This window comes from Alteromonas sp. a30, assembly GCF_026788005.1.
GTDB lineage: Bacteria > Pseudomonadota > Gammaproteobacteria > Enterobacterales > Alteromonadaceae > Paraneptunicella.
In genome coordinates, this window is sequence record NZ_JABEPE010000002.1 from 164,709 (window position 1) to 182,877 (window position 18,169).

Below are 18,169 nucleotides of genomic sequence, written 5' to 3' on the forward strand. Positions count from 1 at the left end.
TCATCACTAATGCAAATTGGGCCTATCGTGCGTGGAGCTCGCCTCTTGATGAGAAAGCGCGTCTTGTGAAGCCGGCTTAAAGCCAGTTGGGGCTTCTAAAAGCAGCTCTCGGACGGTCGCCGGGTTGCGAACATCAATTGCATTAATAAGGGCTTTAACTAGCGCTTCTAATTCGGTTAACTCTAGGTATGACTCTCGAGCACACATAATGCGCTGATGTTGAGTTCCTAACGCATTGTCATCAACTAACAATTCTTCGTATAGCTTTTCACCCGGCCTTAGTCCTGAATATTGCAAGTCTATAAATCGCTCAGACGTTGGGTCATCTGAATATCCCATTAAATGAATCATCTTCTTGGCTAAATCTGCAATTTTAACAGGGCTTCCCATATCAAGGACAAAAACCTCACCCCCTTTAGCCAATGCTCCGGCTTGAATAACTAACTGAGCGGCCTCGGGGATGGTCATAAAATACCGTGTAATTTCTGGGTGTGTTACCGTGACCGGCCCTCCCTGTTTAATTTGGGACTTAAACAGGGGCACAACGGAGCCCGACGAACCTAAAACGTTACCAAATCGCACCATGCTAAAACAGGTTTTACTTTCCATCGTGGAAAAAGCCTGCAAAACAAATTCGGCAACGCGTTTTGACGCGCCCATTACGTTGGTTGAACGCACCGCTTTGTCCGTGGAAATCAGTACCATATTTTCAACATTAAATTTGAGCGCCATTTGCGCCACTCGATAAGTACCAATAACATTATTTTTCACGCCTTCAACAATATTTTGCTCCACTAAGGGAACATGCTTGTAGGCTGCGGCATGGTAAATTGTATCGACCTTATTATTGCTAATCACATCTTCAATAAGAGCATTATCAAGCACATTTCCAATCACCGGAATAATTGTATTCGAGGGATCGACTTGAGATGGTCCTAAAAGCTCTTTATGAATGGAATACAAAGAAAATTCTGAACTATCTAAAAGAATTAGCTTGCGGGGGGATAATTTAATAATCTGCCGACATAGCTCCGATCCAATGGAGCCGCCAGCCCCTGTGACCATGACCGCTTTTCCTTTTATACATTTATCCATCAATTCCGTTATTGGTTCAACAGGAGTGCGCCCTAACAGATCTTCTACGTTGATATTTCTGAGATTCTCAACGCTCATCTCACCGGAAACAAGCTGAGAATAAGCCGGTATTGTTTTAATCTTGATGCGTAGATGAGCAAACTGCTCATAAATGTCTTTTCTGCGTTCGGAGGGTAAGTTTGCAATTGCTAAAAGAATACGCTTAACACCATAGGTCTTAACCAAATCATCAATTTTATCCGGGGGAGAAACTTCAATACCTTGAACTCTCCGGCCATGTAATTTGGGATTATCGTCAACAAGGGCAATCGGCATATAGCGATTATCATGCTTTAAAGCCGCCGCTAATTCGTTTCCTGCTGACCCAGCCCCGTAGATAACGACAGGTTCACCAAGCTGTTCTTTTGCATAATGTTGGAATAAAAGCCTTAACCCAAAGCGGGTTCCTAACATCAATAAAATCGCTAAACAACCATAAATAATAGGCGTTGAACGTGGTAAGGAGATGGAGAAAAAGAACAAGCACAGCGACATAACAATAGAAGACGCCGCCACAACAGAGCAAATTGAAACGATATTTTGATTACCAAAGAAGCGCACAACTGTTTTATAAACGCCTATCTTTTCGCCAAATGAAATCGTGAAGATGATACAAAATACCAAACAGCCCCAAGCATAAGGAGAGTGAGGGATATGAATTTCTCCTAGACGAATTGATAACGCCAAAAGGAATGCCATCGTTAACGACAAAGCATCTATCGCCTGAGCAATCAATTTCTTGTTCAGTCTTGAAAGATTTAATAATTTCAGCAACATTCGTTCCTATCTTTCTTGGAATATTTAACAACTAGCTTGTTCAAACACGGCATGTAATGCCGAGCATATTTCATCCATGTCATTTTCGGTAATCGTTGGATGGACCAAAAAACACAAGCTTGTTTTGCCCATTTGAGCTGCATTAGGTAAGCGTTCAACAGGGCGATAAGGCGTATTATCAAAGGCTTTTTCTAAATAAACTTCCGAACACGTACCCGAAAAACAAGGAATCCCTTTTTCATTAATCGATTGGATTATGCGGTCTCGAGTCCAGCCTTCTGCCAACGCGTCTGGTTTAACGTATAGGTAATGTTTGTAGGGAACATACTCAAAGTAATTTGCAGCTTCAGGCACTTCAATTGCGGAAAACTGCCTTGCAACTTGGTTATAACGTTCAGCATAGGACTTACGAATTCGGCCCCACTCATCTAATTGAGTAAGTTGATAGCGACCAATCGTGGCTTGCATTTCGGTCATACGCCAATTCGTGCCAAAAGATTCATGTAGCCAACGATAGCCTTTTTTGTGCTCTTTTTCATAAACTGCCGACCAGCTCTTTCCATGATCTTTATAAGACCACGCCTTAGACCAGAGCCCCTTGTCATTGCACACTAACATGCCCCCTTCGCCGCCAGTTGTCATGATTTTGTCTTGGCAGAAGGAAAACGCGCCTACATGGCCGATACTACCAAGCCGCTTCCCTTTATAACTTGAACAATGAGATTGAGCACAGTCTTCAATAACATACAGCTCATGCTCATTAGCTAAAGCCATGATCTCGTCCATTTCACAGGGCCAACCACCGAGATGAACACAAATAATTGCTTTAGTTTTATCAGTTAATACAGGCAGGATAGTGCGGGCGCTGATATTACCGGAATCTAATTCAACGTCGGCAAATACGGGGGTTGCCCCTACATTAATAACACTTGAAATAGAGGCAATAAATGTTCGAGGAGTAACAACGACCTCATCCCCCTGCCCGACACCCATTGCAATCAAGGCAAGCTCAATGGCAACGGAGCCATTAGATAACGCAATGGCATATTCAACACCAAAATAATCGGCAAACTCTTTTTCAAAAGATCGAGCTTCGGTGCCAGTCCAGTAATTCACTTTATTACTACGTAAGACATTACTGACTTTTTCGACTTCTTCCTGACTAAAATTCGGCCAAGAGGGTAACTTAGTTCCTAACATTCTTATTCTTACCGTTAACAACTTCGAGGACATCCTCAGATTCGGTGCCCATTATACTTCAACTACCAACGAGCAGGAACTCCAATGGCGACATGATTATCAGGGATATTCTGAGTTACTGCTGCCCCTGCACCAACAGTAACACGGTTACCGATTGTTTTTCCTGGAATCACACTTGCCCCAACTCCAATTAAGCAGGACTCCCCTACAGAGCAACCGCCTGTTAAAGCACTCTTAGGAGCAATATGTGTATTCGCACCAATATAGCAATCGTGCTCAACAATGGCCCCTGTATTAATAATGACATTATCAGCCACCGTTGCACTCGCGTTAATGATTGCACCAGCTAGCACCACTACGCCTCTGCCCAAACGCACACTTGATGCAACCGTTGCAGACGGATGGATAACCGTAGCCAAATCTGCCCCAGCCTTACACAACGCCTGATATTTCTCCGCTCGGACATCGTTATCGCCTATAGCGATAATAAACTGACACCCTTGCACTATCAGCTCTGGAATAAGACTATCATTACCGATAACAGGAAAGCCTATCTGAATCGGTAATGATTCGAATCTATCATCAAGAAAGCTTACAGTATCAAAGCCTCCCTGTGCATGGGCAGCATCTGCAACAACTTTTCCATGCCCTCCTGCACCCACAATAACGAGAGGCGGTTTACTATTCATTACGCCCTTCCTTTTGATCTACAGCTTTGGGTTTACTAGAAATAAGGTCGCTTCGTTTGTGGTAAAAATCTATATACTCTTTGAACTTCTCGTTTCTTGGGTACATTAAATTTGCTTCTTTCGCGTATTTTAATGCCTGAATATGTTTACCCCCCAACCGTAGACCTTCTACAAAGTTCTGATAAGTCACCTCTAAGGGCGCGTACTGAATAGTAGAATAAGACCAATACAGGAAGCTCTGTAAATCATTAAAGGAGATATTGCCTGACTCTTTTGCTTTACGTAATCGATATTGAAGTATCTCGAACTCGCGACGCAATTTAAACGCTGCTGGGTTATTGATGGACGTGAGCAGTTTGATATGCGTTTTATTAGATTTATTAAACAATAAAAACATCTGTAATGCATAAACTGTGGACAGCATAAACATTTGGATTTGAACAAAGGCCCATATAGCCACTGGCACGATCAATAACTTTGAAAACTTAGGTAGCTTTATTCTTAGTACCTTTGTTGAACGTGTGGCAACAAAAAACAATGACACCAATAAAAAAGCATGTGGCGCCGAATGATACAAAGGTAACTCCAACATCGAGTGAACAATCAAAGGCAAACCAATCAATAAAAGTCGCCAGTCAATTATCCCTCGAAATGATAACCACCAACATCCGCAAACTAATAGCAAAAAACCAAGAGCGGAAAACAGACCGAGTTCAACAACCCAATATAGGATTTCATTATGCGGATGATCTAAATTGAATTCTGCCGGCGCATCAGGATATTGTTTTAAATATTCGCCCTGATGAAGTAAGTATTGTTTAGTAAAAGCACCGGGACCTACACCTACCCAGGGATGCTCAATAATCATTTTGATAGTTATTGGATAAATAACTGAGCGAGTGCCCAATAACCGCCACCAAATATTATCTCCCTGTTTGGGAGCCGATAACTCACTTTGTTTGGTTACTTGATTTACGGCGTCTGAAGCCGTAACAGGCTTAGCTACCTGTTGTCCCGGAAGGAAATATTCTGAGGGGTGAGGTCGAAAATGAACCAGTTCTCTTGGAATAATCGCACTAATGATACAAACCGCCAGAATAACAACTGGTTTAGTAACTTGTTTTTTGTCATAAGCCACAAATGCTAAGTAAACAAAGACAGATACTAGATTGACAATTTTACCTGTTTCGGCAAGAGCAAGCTCCGTTAAATGCGTATTGGCAAAGACTAATAGGGTCGCGGCAATATACTTCCAAATAACTTGTTGCTTAGCATAAAAAGCGTAATACAGCGCCATCACTGAACCTACAGCTAAATAGCTTCCATAGTCATTGATTTGTTGGAAAACACCGTAAGGCTGACCTAGATCAGCACGGTAAAACAAAACCTGCGACTCGTAGATAAAATAAAACTGCAACAGCCCCCAGAAAGTCTGAATCAGGGTAGATAGGAACAAAATCATCAAGACGACTTTTTTAGACCTAAACGACGTTAATTGGTACAACAGCAGCAAATAAAAGAGCCCTACTGCTAAACCATAAAAACGCTCCATGGCAGTATCAAGCAAAACTCGATTAACATAAAGCAAGGGAAAAACAATAAGTAGAGCAGAAATCACAACTAACCAATATGGTTTGGGAATGTTAATGCGAGAGGTCAGCGCAATTTTAAACACCGCGAATAGCGCAAAAACAACGATACCTATGATAAAAAAGATATTGTAGGGTAATTCAATACCTGAACCACCGAGGTTACGCCCAACATGATTCATTCCAAACCAAAAGGAAAGCGCAAGAAAGAAAAATAGACTTCTATCATACCAAGTGTTTATTTTTCTAAGACGGTTATAACTCATCATCCTATCGTCCACCAACCTCTTCTATTTTTTGTGTAAACTGACAAATCAAATCTTCTCTATTAAATTTACTTACCGCCAACTCTTTAGCTTTTTCAGCCATTTCAGCAGTTCGTTCTTCATCCATTGCAACTTTAATTAAAGCATCAGCTAACGCTTCTGCATCATCCGGGTTAACGGCTATGCCAGCCCCTGTTTCATCTAATTGTTTCTCAATCCAACCCGGATAGTTACAAATGATAGGTAATCCAGCAGACAAATAATCAAAAAATTTATTTGGGGATGTACCATTATAAAATGCAGGGATATTATCCAAAATCATTAACCCTCCAGTACACCGTGTATAAATTGAAAAAACTTGTTTTTTCGGCAAATTACCTAGGAAGAAAATATTATGTAAGCCTCTTGCCTTAGCATCAGCCTCTAACGACTCCCTCAACATTCCATCACCAGCGAGAAGAATTTTTATGTTCTCAACTTTCCGTTTTTTGAGTACCTCAGCCGCATCATTTAATGCCATCAAGCCATTGGCAATACCCAAGGTTCCACTGTAAATAAAAACTTTATCAGAAGGAGATAAATAATCTGGAAGATCTATAGATTGAGAAGCTTGCTCAACATAATGTAAATCACATCCATTAGAAATAATGGACACCTTATTGGCTTCAACATGCTTACTAACACCAGCGGCCATCCCAGCAGATAATGCAATCACATGATCTGCAAGTTTATAACTTACAACCTCAAGTAGTTTAAGCGCAAAAATCACTAGAGGATTCTTAATAACGCCCATTGCCACGGGCAATTCTGGCCATAGATCACGAACTTCGAAAACAAACTTTTTTCTAGCAAAAAGTTTGGCAAAGATACCAGGAATAGCAATGGTTAAGGGTGTAGACGTACAAAAAACCAACTCTGGTTTTTGTTTGAAGACTTCTTTACAACATACCAAAGAAAACTTTAAAAATTGTGCAGCTCGTTTCAACAAGCCTAATCGATTAGAGTACGGAGCTTGGTACTCTATTACCTTTATTCCCTCAACTAACCCTTCTCGTCGATTCTTAACAAATGCATGACTAAGCCCTGTGCGACCAACATCATAACTACCACATATAACCGTTACTTCATGACCACGAGAAACAAGCGCCTTAGAAAACTCATAAGAACGAGTTCCCGTTCCACCATCAGGGGTGGAAAAATGTTGGTGGAAATACAAAATTTTCATTTTTAGATTCAGATTTATAGACTAAGAATTCAGGAAAGATATTACATGGAGGAAGTGTCTTTTACCCTCACTAAAAAGACAAAAGGAGCGCAAAGCGCTCCTTTTTTAGATCATAACTTTATTTCAATATTATTATTGAACCCAGTTACGTGGGTTAGCACCAGAGATATTGTAGTAAACTGGTAGAGAAACTCGGCCATCAGATGCTTTCTTCTCAGCAATCAAGTGGATCAAGTTAGTTTGACCAGCAACAGTCACTGTTAATGAAGCATCAACAATACCTTCAGGGTTGCCCATTGCTTCTAGAATAGAAGCTTCTGAAACTGTGAATACACCGCCAGCATCAACTGTACCTAGAGCAGCGTTATCAACAGAACCTTCTGTGCCATCAGCTAGCGTGTAGATAATGTCAGCATTGATTTGCGCAGAAGTTGTACCTTCGTTAGCAACTTTCAACCAGCTAACAAAGCCAGAAGAATTCAATGTTAGGTGTGCAACTTTAGCTTGTAAACCGTTGATATTCCACAAACCAGCAGGAGTACCTTCAGCCACTAAGTTCTTGTCAGTTTCAGTTTCGAAGTTCAAGTCAGCTTTAACAGTGAAAGTACGTGTAGTCAAAGCAGTCTCGCCGTCAACTGTAGCGCGGATAACGCTTGACGCGGTACCAAACACATCAGAAGCACTCGCAGAGAATGTTGCAGATGCATTGTCGTCAGCAACAACAAATTCGCCACGCTCAACCGCATTTGCACCATTAGTTTCAGTAGTAATTAACGCTACAGAAACCAAGCCACTCATGTCACCAGAAAGAACGAAATCAACTTCATCGTTGTCATTCAAAGTAACACCATTTGCAACAGCCGCATCACTAAGTTCTAGTGCGATGTCATCTGATGAGCCGTCATTCAAGAATGTTAAACGATTAGTGTTAACATCAATAGTCTCATCTGCTAGGTCGCTAACTGCACCACTAAACTGGTTAGCATATTCGAAAATTTCAACACCTGGGTAGATATCATAGACACCACCAAGATCGCTCATTGAAGCGCTTAGGTTAACTGAGTTGCCAGCAGCTAGGCTAGGAAGCGTTACAGTGAAACCAGCACCAACACCAGCAATTGCCGAAGAGCTAGAAAGCACGTACTCAGCTGTAGTTGAAACTGTACTCGCTGAACGGAATACGATAGAAGACGCGCCTGCAACAGGATTAGTTACTGTTGTAAAGGCCGTATTACCAACGTCAGCGCCGTCACTTGTGAATAACGTGTATGAACCATCAGCAAACGTTGCACCGTCACTTAAAGTAACAGTGATACGGTCAGAAGCATTTGTACCAACAGCTGGAACGATTTCAAAAACACCACCTGCAGCAACTAAGCTACCAGTAGTTGCTGCTTCAACACCAACTGCTGCGGACGTACCCGCGATCGTACCAGCGAAAGCGCCAGTAGAAGCAACTGCAAGAGCTACTCCAAGAGCCAAACTATTCATATTTAGCTTTTTCATTATTTTAAACTCCAATTCAAAATGAATGTGTTAATTGCAATTAGCACAATTCCTTAAAAATGTGCTCGCCGTGGATTATCAAAGCTACATAGCTATATGTCAAGGCCAGATTAATCCGTACTCGTTAAAATTTCTCAGCATTCTCTTACTTTTAGTCGAATTGCGTCAACTCATCAAGAAATAAGGTTTTAATGTCGTCGATATCACTCGAATTTGAGATAATTCTAGGCGTTATCAGAACCACTAACTCAGTCCTTGATGTAGAGCGAGAATCACTTCGAAATAATTTACCCACAACAGGAATATCACCTAACAAAGGTATCTTTGAGTCGTCTGACGAATTATTCTCCCGAATCAATCCACCAAGCACTAATGTCTGCCCAGAGTTGGCAATAACATAGGTATCGAAAGAACGGTTTAAGATAAGAGGAGAATCTATTCCAGAAGACGCATTTTCAGAAGTCTCACTCACATTCTGAGAGATGGACATTGAAATGACATTGCTAGAATTCACTGTGGGCTCAACAGTCAAATCCACACCAGTAGATCGATATTGAATACTTTGTAAGACACGATCACTATCAACATCTGCGGCCTGAGTCGAAAGTACTGGAATTTCAGTCCCGACGTTGAGAGAGGCTTTTTCCCCATTAGCAACAACAATACGTGGGCTTGACAGCACCTTAAGGCGATCTTGGCTTTGCAGTAAATTTAACGCTGCGTTGTAATCAACTCCACTGATTGTGTAGGAAAAACTTCCGTTAGAAAATGAACTCAATTGTGACGTACCGATTTCACGCTTTGCGCCGCCACCAAAGAGGCTCCACTCAATACCTTGACTAAACTGGTCCGTCAGTGTGATTTCAATTAATCGAGCTTCGATCAGCACTTGGGACGGGGTAACATCTAACTTTTTCAGCAGCGGTAAAAGCCCTTTATAGCGACTCGCATCCGAATAAATAATGATCACATTCCGATTTTCGTCAACGACATAATTAAAATCATCTGTCCCCCCTGAACTGCCTCTAGAGCTATTTGAGGTTGATGCAGCACTACCGCCACCGCTGGATTCCGAGCTCGCCCCCCCTGTTCTGCGGGAATTACTGGAAGACCCCCTTCCTCCCTGCGATACAGAAACCAGTTTGCCTAACACTTCCGCTAACTTTTTCGCCTCAATATTTTCGGGGTAATACATAAAGTATTGCTTATCATCTGTAGACTCTGGTGTATCCAACTTCTCACGCCAAAAATTAATTCTTTGGATCACTTCAGGGCTGCTCGAATGCACAACGACGCCATTTTGTCGTGTTAAATCAGCAAAACTGACGACCTGTGAGACCGATACTCCCTCGTTTTCTAGCAACTCTTCGACCTGAGTAATAAACTCTGAGGAAGGCAGATACTCTAGTTTGATAAAGCTAATATGTTTTCCTTTAACTTTAGGTACGTCGACCATACTGATAACATCGAGCGCACGTAATACATCATTTCGTGCCCCTCTAATGCCAATCAAGTTGGGATCAGCCATAGCTTCAGGTGAACCATTCGTTAAACGCAAAAGGAAGGTCGTTAAACTTTTTTGGTCGATAAAATCAATAGGAACAACATGGAATATAGGTTGAGACCCCTCTGGCACACTCTCTTTAGTGCGCCCAAAGCCGTAATCATAATCAGGTAAACCATTACGCGCATTGACTGGAAGCAGGAATACAACACCATTTCTCACTTTCATAGTCAGATTGTGTTGTTTAAGAACCTCTTGAAAAAGTGCTAAATACCGTTTTTGACTGACTTTTTCTTTGATCGACAACGTCACCGACTTACCGCTCATGTTAGCCTGCGGCTCAATAACAAAATTAGCTTTAAGTACATTTGCCAACGAGTGGTTAATGAATTGCTCTAGTGGGATTTGTTCAAAAGAAACGGTGATCGTTTCCGCATCACTTAACTCAAGCTGTTCAGATGACGTAGAAATGGTATTGCCTCTATCTACAGAAAAAGGAGATAAAGACTCAGACGATCCCGAAGAACGCCCTTCATCTGACTTATTCGTTTCCGCTTCTGCCGCTTCAGAAGAATTGTCCCCACGTTGCTTCTCAAATACAGATTTAAATGGGCTATCGCTATTTGTGGCACACCCTTGCAACAACAAACCCGACATGCACATAAGCAAGGCAAGCTTCGCAGGAGTTTTAACCTGACTCTTTGAAAAAACACTAAATCCCATAATTAAATATCACCAAGTTGAACGACGATTTTTCTTCTATATTATTGATAACAGAGACTTGAATAGAGTCACTCAACACGTTATCCAGTGTTAGATTAACTTTACCATCCTGCAAGGCCAGAGAGTCTCCTTGTCTAATCTTCAGCAATTTATCTTCTTTACTTGTATTTTTTACAGAGATGATTGCAAGTTTCTCATCACCATTGACTGAAATACCAAATAAACGAACATTGTCTTTACCAAAAACAAGAACATCATCTCGCTTTTTCTTTTCATTCTCTTTTTGCTTCTGGGCTAATTGCTCAGCAGCCCTAGCTTGCTCCTCGGCCAATCGCTCTTGCTCAATTTCTGCTTCAGAACGCAAACCAAATAACGCATTTAGTGGAGACAAGTCTGCACTTTTCTGCTGTGCCAAAATTGTCTTATCCCAGCTATCTGTTGATAAACTCCTACCGGAGTTTGATTCATCAATAAGAACATTCACCACAAACTCTATGAGCAATAAGGTAATGAATCCTATTAAAACCGCCTGACTAGGATTAAGCTTTTTCAACATACTTACGTAGCTCCATCCTTATTTTCATTTCTTGCTTACGACGGTTGTATACTGTCAAGCGCTGAACAGCGAACAAGGAATCATCTTGTTCTAACGCTCGAACAAACCGAAACAACTCATCTACCGTGCCAGTCGCTTCAATATTTAATGCAAATACAGAAAGGGTCGAATTTAAGTCTTCCAGCTCGGAGACAGCAACCTGATTAATCGTAATATTGTGAGATTGGCTAATCTCCCGAATTTGACTGGGCAAAACAACCTGACTATTGCCTTTGCTTTTGTAGTCGGAGCCCAAGGTCGCTAAATCTTTTTGAAGCGCTTCAGTTTTTGCTTTAAGTTCATCAATCGCAAGTGTCAAATCATCGTCACTGAACGTTAACGCTGATTTACTATGCCAATCTTGCGCAACTTCTCCACGCCAATCGAGCCAAGGCACTAATATAGTTTGCAGTACAAACAAAATAGCGACAGCAATTAAACCATACTTAACTATCGGCTTTTGCAGCTCTTCTTTATACTTATCAATCATTTATAAACTCAAATTTGATTGCAAACCTGTCTTTACCGCTCTTGTCAGGTTTAATAGGAGAAATGAATTCCAATTGTTTAACACGCTTCTGCTCGGACAAGTATCCAACAAATAAATCGACATCATCTACCAAACCTCCAATACGAACTTCGCCTTGGATATAATCAAATCGATCAATTCTGAGGCCAGCCTTGGTATCGATGCTCCCCAGTAACTTAGGAACATCTGATGCGTAACTGCGTTTCGATTCTGCTTCGGCGTAATGCCCATAACGTTCCAGCAAATTGTTATAGTTGCGCTTCAACTGTGAATAGCTTTGTCTTAACTCTGCATTTGAATCAATTTGATTATTCAGATATTGGGTTGACGCAATTAAAAAACCTGACTCCAATAACACAGCGGCAATTACTGCGTACCCCAAAAACTTATAATTAATTTGCTGGAGGAATTGTGTGGAAGTTGATTGATTAAACGCTTGCTTATTAAAGGTCCCGGCAATTTCCCACCATGCAAATGTCACTAGATAATCAACCGTTAACTGATGTAACGCTTTATCATCAAAATGCATTTCTTTAATAGTGCCGTGATTTTCTACGTTTAAAATTTTGTTTTTTAAGCTCTTAGCATTTTCACTTGAAAGGTGCACTTTCCCTTCATTGAGGGTTGCCTTTTCCGCCCCCCAACACGAACTAACTCGAAGAACAGAAAGACTTTCTTTTTTCAGCAGGAAGTTAGCAATTTCTTCCCATAGCAATAGCATCTTGTACTGAAGCACCTCTGGATGAGCTTCTAGGTCAACAAAATAGAATTTAACATTCCATTCCCCATCCCCAATACTATCAACACGATACAGGACATAGCTTTGTTTAAAGGGTGAGCGTAACAGCTTTTCATTCTCGACAATCGCTAATAGCTCTTTTTTCGAGATAACCTTATAACGTCGATCCATCGATAAATACATTTGCTTTGGCAAAATGCCTATACGCTTTGTCGACTCTGATACTTGAGAATCAGCACGCTTCTCAATAAAAAGCGGTGAAATATTATTCGACAGGATTCCAACTAATTTGGCTTTTACTTTTAACCCAATATTTTTCATTGCCAACCATTTATATAAAAGGGCATCACATCCGTTCCGGCCATATTGACATCTGCCTCTCGGCGGAATGTTGCAGCATTATCGAATGCAACTTCCACCGTAATTCTAAAAATACCAGAAGGCACATCATTGACCAACGTCGCATCAACACCTTCTAAGCGATTATATAATACCCTTAACTGACCTGACTCCGCGCGCTTACGCATTACCTCTTGATATTGCTCTTGAGATGAATACGCCAGAATCATCGCTGGGCTTCCTAACAAAGGCGAGCGAGACGTTGCTCCCCAATAACTCATTTCATCTTTTAACTGAGCAAATAGTGTTGAATCCATCCCAGGTATAAAAGTCAACTCATCAAGCGACTGCATAATATCATTTCGAGGATAAATACTCAGTCCACTTATGCGATATGCTCTCGCCTCCATCCCCTGTAAGCGTCTAAAATTGTCCGTATCCATCCAATCTTCGATACGATCAACAATTGCCTCAGCTTCCGCTTTCTCCTTACCATAATATTGAAGGACAGAGCGCCACTCATGTGCCCGAAATGGCACAACATTCAACATTGCTGACAAATCCAACAAAGAGATGTTAGTCTGCGCAGACACTTTTTCGGGCTTTCCCCAAAATTGGGCGGGATACAATACACCGGAATCAGGCCAAACCAAACCCGAAAAACCTAAATTTAGTGCGCCATAAATAGCTTTATTCAATTCACTTTCAGTTTTGTGGCTCAATTCAATTCGCTTACTAACACTTTCAGCCAACTTGATATTTTTCTGCGCCTTGTGAGTAAAAAAAGCAGCAAAAACACCTAATAAAATAGCCACCAGCAATGAAAAAATCAGGGCTGCTCCTGACTGTTTTTGTGGGAGCGCACGCATTATCGAGCTCCTCCGAGCATCAAGCCCCGCTTAGCCAAATTGAAAGCTTTCACCTCAAAAATAGCAGGCCAAGAGTTGTTATCCGGCCAGTCAACCTGCATTCTGACTTTACTTGGCAAATAACCAACGGCATTACCGTCGTAATCCCCAAGCCAGCGTAAGTTACTGTTGAAATTCTCTGTCGTTCCTGAGGGGTAAAGTTGACGTATGTTTTCTATACCCAAATAATCGAACGCAATACGCTTAGCTCCATCAATCAATATAATACCTTGCAATGAATCTTGTGATGGAAACTGATTAACCTCAAAAAAAACATCTTGCGACAAAGGGCGTTGATACAAAACTAATGCTTCCAACGTATTATCCAGCTTGTCACTTTCAACTCGCAAAATATTGAGTGTATCTTGCTCTTCACGCCACCCTGTGGTCGAAACAAAACGAATTTCTCTCTCATTTCCCTGATAAAACAGTACATTATTTCCGTTATTATTTTTGACGTAATAATCTGACGTTCGATTGATAAGTTCTTTCAATTGTTCAAGGTTTAGGTATCCGTTAATTCGCGCCTCAAACCCCTTTCCCGACTTATCCGCATAACCATTAAATTGTGATAGAGCCATGGTTGCTAGCGACATGACAATAGCCATTAACACCATAGAGACCATCAACTCTATCAGGGTAAACCCACTACTTTTTCTAAACCCAAGTGAGATGCGTGAATTCATATTCAACTTCATTTATCTCAACACTGATATATTGTAGAAAGACTTTTCTTCCAAATTGCACTTGGGTATTTGATTCATAATCGAGACCAGCTTTAGACCATTTTTCTTTAACATCCACAACCTTCCACGAATACTCGAATCGACTCCATCGACCTTCCCCAGATGTATTGCTTGGGGAAGCTCGTAGTTCTTCTTTGATTGCCGCTTCAATAAAGCCAAGCGCCACAGCCCTAAAAACATGCTTTTCAGCAGCCATTTCCGCGCGAATTCCACTTTTGTACGCCATAGATACAAGCGCAATAGCCATGAAGAGAATGACACTCGCAATCAATACCTCAATAAGCGTAAACCCTTTAGCGCTTCGCAGACTAATACGCATTAACAAACGCTAGCCCCCGTATTGCAACCTGTTTCACCACGCCTTTCGAGCCCACCATGACATCAATGGAATGTTGCTGAATATGCCCGCTTTTTGACGCTACAATAGAAGCTGGCACGAAATTCAAATACTCAAAAGACACTTCAAATAGATTGGGTTCATTTAAAACTGAAGGCCCCGATGCATTTTCAGAAAATAGCTCCTGACGTTCACTTTCTATTTCATCTGTATTATTGGATTGTTCTGGGTGACTGGAGACTGAACTAGACATCACAGAGAGCCGATTATCTTCCAGCAGAATGGTTAGATCTTGATATTGAGAATACGCTTTACTGGAAATGTCTTTCACATACTGTTGCATTAAACGTATTTCTTGCTGAGCCATATGTTGGCGATACATTTTGTTCACAGATGGGGCCACCACGGACATCACCATAGCAATGATCATAAAGACCACTAACAACTCTATCAATGAAAACCCAACCGATGACTTACGCATGATATAACCCTAAAAGCTTAAAAGCCGATATCCTGCACAGCAATGATGCTCATCAACATCACCACTACTACGCTCCCTACGATACCCGCCATTAACATGATCAGCGCAGGCTCAAGTAGCGCGGTGAAACGAGTCACTAAAGCATCGAAGTTAAACTGTTCACGCTCGGTAATTTCCTTAAATATACTTTCTAAGTCGCCGCTGCGCTCGCCAACTTCTATCAAGCCCGTATGAATTTCATCGTAGATCAAGGTTTGCTTAAAGGACGATGCCAAAGCATTACCTTGTCTTACTTTCATTTCTGCGGCTTCAGCCTGACGCTGTAAAACAATATTCTTAATAACCTTAGCACTGTATTGCATCGCCCTTTCAACGGAGATGCCGCTTTTTATTGTTAGAAACATTGCCGAACTATAGCGAATACGTTCTAACATTCTGATTAACTGAGACACCATGGGAATATGGATCAAAGCGGTATCAATAGAAGCTTTCAGTTCAGGTCGGCGCTTTAATTGGATTAATAAAGCGGGAATCGCAACGACCAGAGGCAACATTAACCATTGGTATGTGGTAACAAAGTTTGCTGAAGCGAGCATAACTTCGGTATACCAAGGCAGATTTTCTTGGTTCTCAAACAGTACCGACATGCGAGGAATAACAACATTGAATACAAACAAAATGGCTAGCGTACAAAACACCAACACTAAGATGGGATAAGATACCGCTTGTTTGACTTTTCCGGCCAGCGCTTTTTTGAACTTTAAATCAGCGGCAATGCCAGCAAAGACATCTGAGATATTCCCTGAAGATTCACCAATCTGCACTAAGCTGACATAGAGTTTGTCGAACCCCCATCGGCTTTCTAGCGCCCCCGATAACGGATGCCCCTCTCTTACCTGATTGAGCATTTTTCCAACAACAAATTTAATATTCTTCTCAACCGCTACTTTTTGCAGTAACTCAAGCGCTTCATCGAGTTTTAAACCGTTACCCAACAGCAAAGACATTTGAGCGCTAAAAAATTCGAGTTGCTCTAACGTGAGTCGATTTTTGGCGAATAGTGATGTGCCTTTTTTCTCACTGATTTCAACGACTTTAGCAACGCTATAGCCTGCTTCAACTAACTTTCTTTTAGCCGCCTCTTCTGTCGTGCTATTAATCGTCACAACCTGACGAATACCATGCTGATCGTAGACTGTGCATTCGAATTGAATCATCCGGCAACCCTAACCACTTCATCAATCGTGGTAATTCCTTGAATGGCTTTATACAAGCCATCTTCGTATAAATCCCGAACGCCATTTTGCTGCATATGGCGCGTGGCTTTCAGTAAAAAATCAGCCCCTTTGGGCATACTGCGAATCTCATCATCAACACGAAGGTATTCGAGGATTGCCACACGTCCTTGATAACCGGTAAACGCGCAAGACTTACAGCCACTTCCCACCCGTAAGTCAACATTTTCAACACCAAATTGTTTCGCATATGCTTCTAAATTGTATTTTACTTTAAGTTCCTGTGCGTGTTCATGAGGTTCACTGCAATGTGAACAAACTTTACGCACAAGGCGCTGTGCAACGATCGACACTAACGCAGCATTAAGTAAAAACTCTTCCACACCTAGGTCAATTAGACGTGTATAAGCACTTGGCGCATCATTGGTATGTACGGTACTAAAAACTAAGTGACCTGTAAGTGCAGATTGCATCGCAATTTTTGCAGACTCCGCGTCACGAATCTCACCTAGCATCAGAATGTCGGGATCCTGACGCAAGATACTCTTTAGACCTGCGGCAAAGTCGAAACCTATGTCCGGCTTTACTTGAATTTGGTTTACGCCATCTAGCTGATACTCAACAGGATCTTCTAACGTGATAATTTTCACTTTGTCGTTGTTAAGCTTATTCAAGAATGAATATAACGACGTGGTTTTACCGCTTCCGGTTGGTCCGGTAAGCAAAATAACGCCGGATGATTTAGTCAGGTCCTCATCGATCCACTGACGAATATCATCGGAAATCCCTAACGTGGAAAGTTCATAGCGCACCGACTCCTTTAAAAGGAAACGCATGACGATACTTTCTCCCGCGTTCAACGGCAGCGCCGAAACACGAATATCCAGATCGAAACCTGATATTTTCATGGCAATTTTGCCATCCTGAGGACGCCGTTTTTCGGCAATATCCATCGACGATAAAATCTTAATTCTGGAGATAACCGCAAGTGACATCGCACTTGGGATAAATTCCAAATCCCGAAGCACGCCATCAACCCTCGCTCGGGCCTTAAAAATATTGCCACTAGGCTCAATATGAAGGTCAGATGCCCCAAGCTGTAACGATTTGCTGATTAACGCATTTACCAAATTCACCACTGGCGCTTCTGAGGCTAGCTCTTTTAAACGCTCGACCTCGAGGTCGGAAAAGTCATCTATGGCTAATTCCAGTCCAGCGTCTGCGCTTAAACGACCCGTTAATTCGCGCCATGTACCTTCGGAACTAACAAAAAGCTCAAATTCCTTATTGAGGTATTCAAGGTACTCGATAGCTTCTAAATTGGTTGGATTAAAGGTGATATAGTAGGCAACCTCCGTGGGCGATTCGCCAAGAAGATACCAATTTCGTTCTTTTAAAAACTTGCTCTGCTCAACTTGTGATCCCGAAAAGCGTTGATACATTTCTTCAACTTGTTCTTGTGAGACATAAGTCAACTGGAGTGACTCCGCTAGCGCCTCACAAATCACCTCGCCATTTACAATGCCCAAGTTCGAGAGAATGGTCTCGATTTTGCCACCATAGCTAGCTTGAAACTGCAAAGCCCGATCAATTTCAGACTCCGCTACAGAAAACTTTTGAATAAGAATGTCGGTAAATTTCATACGA

General features: G+C 41.6%; 16 protein-coding genes. All 16 read right to left on the reverse strand.

Going from position 1 to position 18,169, the window contains the following annotated elements; all coding sequences use genetic code 11:
- Positions 1 to 6 precede the first annotated feature (6 nt).
- Complete coding sequence (locus HJG39_RS02875) at positions 7 to 1,911, reverse strand: polysaccharide biosynthesis protein (protein ID WP_268406593.1); 1,905 nt, start codon at positions 1,909 to 1,911, stop codon at positions 7 to 9.
- Between the two features lie 24 nt (positions 1,912 to 1,935).
- Positions 1,936 to 3,111 carry a DegT/DnrJ/EryC1/StrS family aminotransferase gene (locus HJG39_RS02880; RefSeq protein ID WP_268406594.1) on the reverse strand — a complete coding sequence of 392 codons (1,176 nt, stop codon included), beginning with the start codon at positions 3,109 to 3,111 and terminating at the stop codon, positions 1,936 to 1,938.
- 62 nt (positions 3,112 to 3,173) lie between these two features.
- Positions 3,174 to 3,800: an acetyltransferase gene (locus HJG39_RS02885; protein WP_268406597.1), complete on the reverse strand. Its 627-nt coding sequence runs from the start codon at positions 3,798 to 3,800 to the stop codon at positions 3,174 to 3,176.
- Complete coding sequence (locus HJG39_RS02890; RefSeq protein WP_268406599.1) at positions 3,793 to 5,658, reverse strand: PglL family O-oligosaccharyltransferase; 1,866 nt, start codon at positions 5,656 to 5,658, stop codon at positions 3,793 to 3,795. The genes HJG39_RS02885 and HJG39_RS02890 overlap by 8 nt, the downstream gene beginning before the upstream one ends.
- 1 nt (position 5,659) lies before the next feature.
- Positions 5,660 to 6,880, reverse strand: a complete 1,221-nt coding sequence (locus HJG39_RS02895) for a glycosyltransferase family 4 protein (RefSeq protein WP_268406602.1) — start codon at positions 6,878 to 6,880, stop codon at positions 5,660 to 5,662.
- Positions 6,881 to 7,012: 132 nt separating this feature from the next.
- Positions 7,013 to 8,386 (reverse strand): hypothetical protein, encoded by a 1,374-nt coding sequence (locus tag HJG39_RS02900; RefSeq protein WP_268406604.1) that lies wholly within the window; start codon positions 8,384 to 8,386, stop codon positions 7,013 to 7,015.
- Between the two features lie 151 nt (positions 8,387 to 8,537).
- Entirely contained in the window at positions 8,538 to 10,613 is a 2,076-nt protein-coding gene (locus tag HJG39_RS02905; RefSeq protein WP_268406605.1) for a secretin N-terminal domain-containing protein, read from the reverse strand.
- Entirely contained in the window at positions 10,603 to 11,169 is a 567-nt protein-coding gene (locus HJG39_RS02910; protein ID WP_268406608.1) for a hypothetical protein, read from the reverse strand. The genes HJG39_RS02905 and HJG39_RS02910 overlap by 11 nt, the downstream gene beginning before the upstream one ends.
- The gene (locus HJG39_RS02915; RefSeq protein ID WP_268406610.1) at positions 11,153 to 11,698 is read right to left on the reverse strand and encodes a hypothetical protein; all 546 of its coding nucleotides are present in this window, start codon (positions 11,696 to 11,698) and stop codon (positions 11,153 to 11,155) included. Before HJG39_RS02915 ends, HJG39_RS02910 begins: the two co-directional genes overlap by 17 nt.
- Positions 11,691 to 12,797, reverse strand: a complete 1,107-nt coding sequence (locus tag HJG39_RS02920; RefSeq protein ID WP_268406612.1) for a hypothetical protein — start codon at positions 12,795 to 12,797, stop codon at positions 11,691 to 11,693. Before HJG39_RS02920 ends, HJG39_RS02915 begins: the two co-directional genes overlap by 8 nt.
- Entirely contained in the window at positions 12,794 to 13,684 is an 891-nt protein-coding gene (locus HJG39_RS02925; RefSeq protein WP_268406615.1) for a general secretion pathway protein GspK, read from the reverse strand. The genes HJG39_RS02920 and HJG39_RS02925 overlap by 4 nt, the downstream gene beginning before the upstream one ends.
- A complete protein-coding gene (locus HJG39_RS02930) occupies positions 13,684 to 14,409 on the reverse strand; it encodes a type IV pilin protein (RefSeq protein WP_268406617.1) in 726 nt (241 codons plus the stop codon). Before HJG39_RS02930 ends, HJG39_RS02925 begins: the two co-directional genes overlap by 1 nt.
- Positions 14,381 to 14,788, reverse strand: a complete 408-nt coding sequence (locus HJG39_RS02935) for a PulJ/GspJ family protein (protein WP_268406619.1) — start codon at positions 14,786 to 14,788, stop codon at positions 14,381 to 14,383. Before HJG39_RS02935 ends, HJG39_RS02930 begins: the two co-directional genes overlap by 29 nt.
- Positions 14,778 to 15,287 carry a type II secretion system protein gene (locus HJG39_RS02940; protein ID WP_268406622.1) on the reverse strand — a complete coding sequence of 170 codons (510 nt, stop codon included), beginning with the start codon at positions 15,285 to 15,287 and terminating at the stop codon, positions 14,778 to 14,780. Before HJG39_RS02940 ends, HJG39_RS02935 begins: the two co-directional genes overlap by 11 nt.
- A gap of 17 nt (positions 15,288 to 15,304) precedes the next feature.
- A complete protein-coding gene (locus tag HJG39_RS02945) occupies positions 15,305 to 16,504 on the reverse strand; it encodes a type II secretion system F family protein (protein WP_268406625.1) in 1,200 nt (399 codons plus the stop codon).
- Positions 16,501 to 18,165 carry a GspE/PulE family protein gene (locus HJG39_RS02950; protein WP_268406628.1) on the reverse strand — a complete coding sequence of 555 codons (1,665 nt, stop codon included), beginning with the start codon at positions 18,163 to 18,165 and terminating at the stop codon, positions 16,501 to 16,503. The genes HJG39_RS02945 and HJG39_RS02950 overlap by 4 nt, the downstream gene beginning before the upstream one ends.
- Positions 18,166 to 18,169: the final 4 nt, after the last annotated feature.

Excerpts from the sequence above, each read along its gene's own strand:
- HJG39_RS02875 (WP_268406593.1), bottom strand. The coding sequence starts at position 1,911 with ATGTTGCTGAAATTATTAAATCTTTCAAGACTGAACAAGAAATTGATT.
- HJG39_RS02880 (WP_268406594.1), bottom strand. The coding sequence starts at position 3,111 with ATGTTAGGAACTAAGTTACCCTCTTGGCCGAATTTTAGTCAGGAAGAA.
- HJG39_RS02885 (WP_268406597.1), bottom strand. The coding sequence starts at position 3,800 with ATGAATAGTAAACCGCCTCTCGTTATTGTGGGTGCAGGAGGGCATGGA.
- HJG39_RS02890 (WP_268406599.1), bottom strand. The coding sequence starts at position 5,658 with ATGATGAGTTATAACCGTCTTAGAAAAATAAACACTTGGTATGATAGA.
- HJG39_RS02895 (WP_268406602.1), bottom strand. The coding sequence starts at position 6,880 with ATGAAAATTTTGTATTTCCACCAACATTTTTCCACCCCTGATGGTGGA.
- HJG39_RS02900 (WP_268406604.1), bottom strand. The coding sequence starts at position 8,386 with ATGAAAAAGCTAAATATGAATAGTTTGGCTCTTGGAGTAGCTCTTGCA.
- HJG39_RS02905 (WP_268406605.1), bottom strand. The coding sequence starts at position 10,613 with ATGGGATTTAGTGTTTTTTCAAAGAGTCAGGTTAAAACTCCTGCGAAG.
- HJG39_RS02910 (WP_268406608.1), bottom strand. The coding sequence starts at position 11,169 with ATGTTGAAAAAGCTTAATCCTAGTCAGGCGGTTTTAATAGGATTCATT.
- HJG39_RS02915 (WP_268406610.1), bottom strand. The coding sequence starts at position 11,698 with ATGATTGATAAGTATAAAGAAGAGCTGCAAAAGCCGATAGTTAAGTAT.
- HJG39_RS02920 (WP_268406612.1), bottom strand. The coding sequence starts at position 12,797 with ATGAAAAATATTGGGTTAAAAGTAAAAGCCAAATTAGTTGGAATCCTG.
- HJG39_RS02925 (WP_268406615.1), bottom strand. The coding sequence starts at position 13,684 with ATGCGTGCGCTCCCACAAAAACAGTCAGGAGCAGCCCTGATTTTTTCA.
- HJG39_RS02930 (WP_268406617.1), bottom strand. The coding sequence starts at position 14,409 with ATGAATTCACGCATCTCACTTGGGTTTAGAAAAAGTAGTGGGTTTACC.
- HJG39_RS02935 (WP_268406619.1), bottom strand. The coding sequence starts at position 14,788 with ATGCGTATTAGTCTGCGAAGCGCTAAAGGGTTTACGCTTATTGAGGTA.
- HJG39_RS02940 (WP_268406622.1), bottom strand. The coding sequence starts at position 15,287 with ATGCGTAAGTCATCGGTTGGGTTTTCATTGATAGAGTTGTTAGTGGTC.
- HJG39_RS02945 (WP_268406625.1), bottom strand. The coding sequence starts at position 16,504 with ATGATTCAATTCGAATGCACAGTCTACGATCAGCATGGTATTCGTCAG.
- HJG39_RS02950 (WP_268406628.1), bottom strand. The coding sequence starts at position 18,165 with ATGAAATTTACCGACATTCTTATTCAAAAGTTTTCTGTAGCGGAGTCT.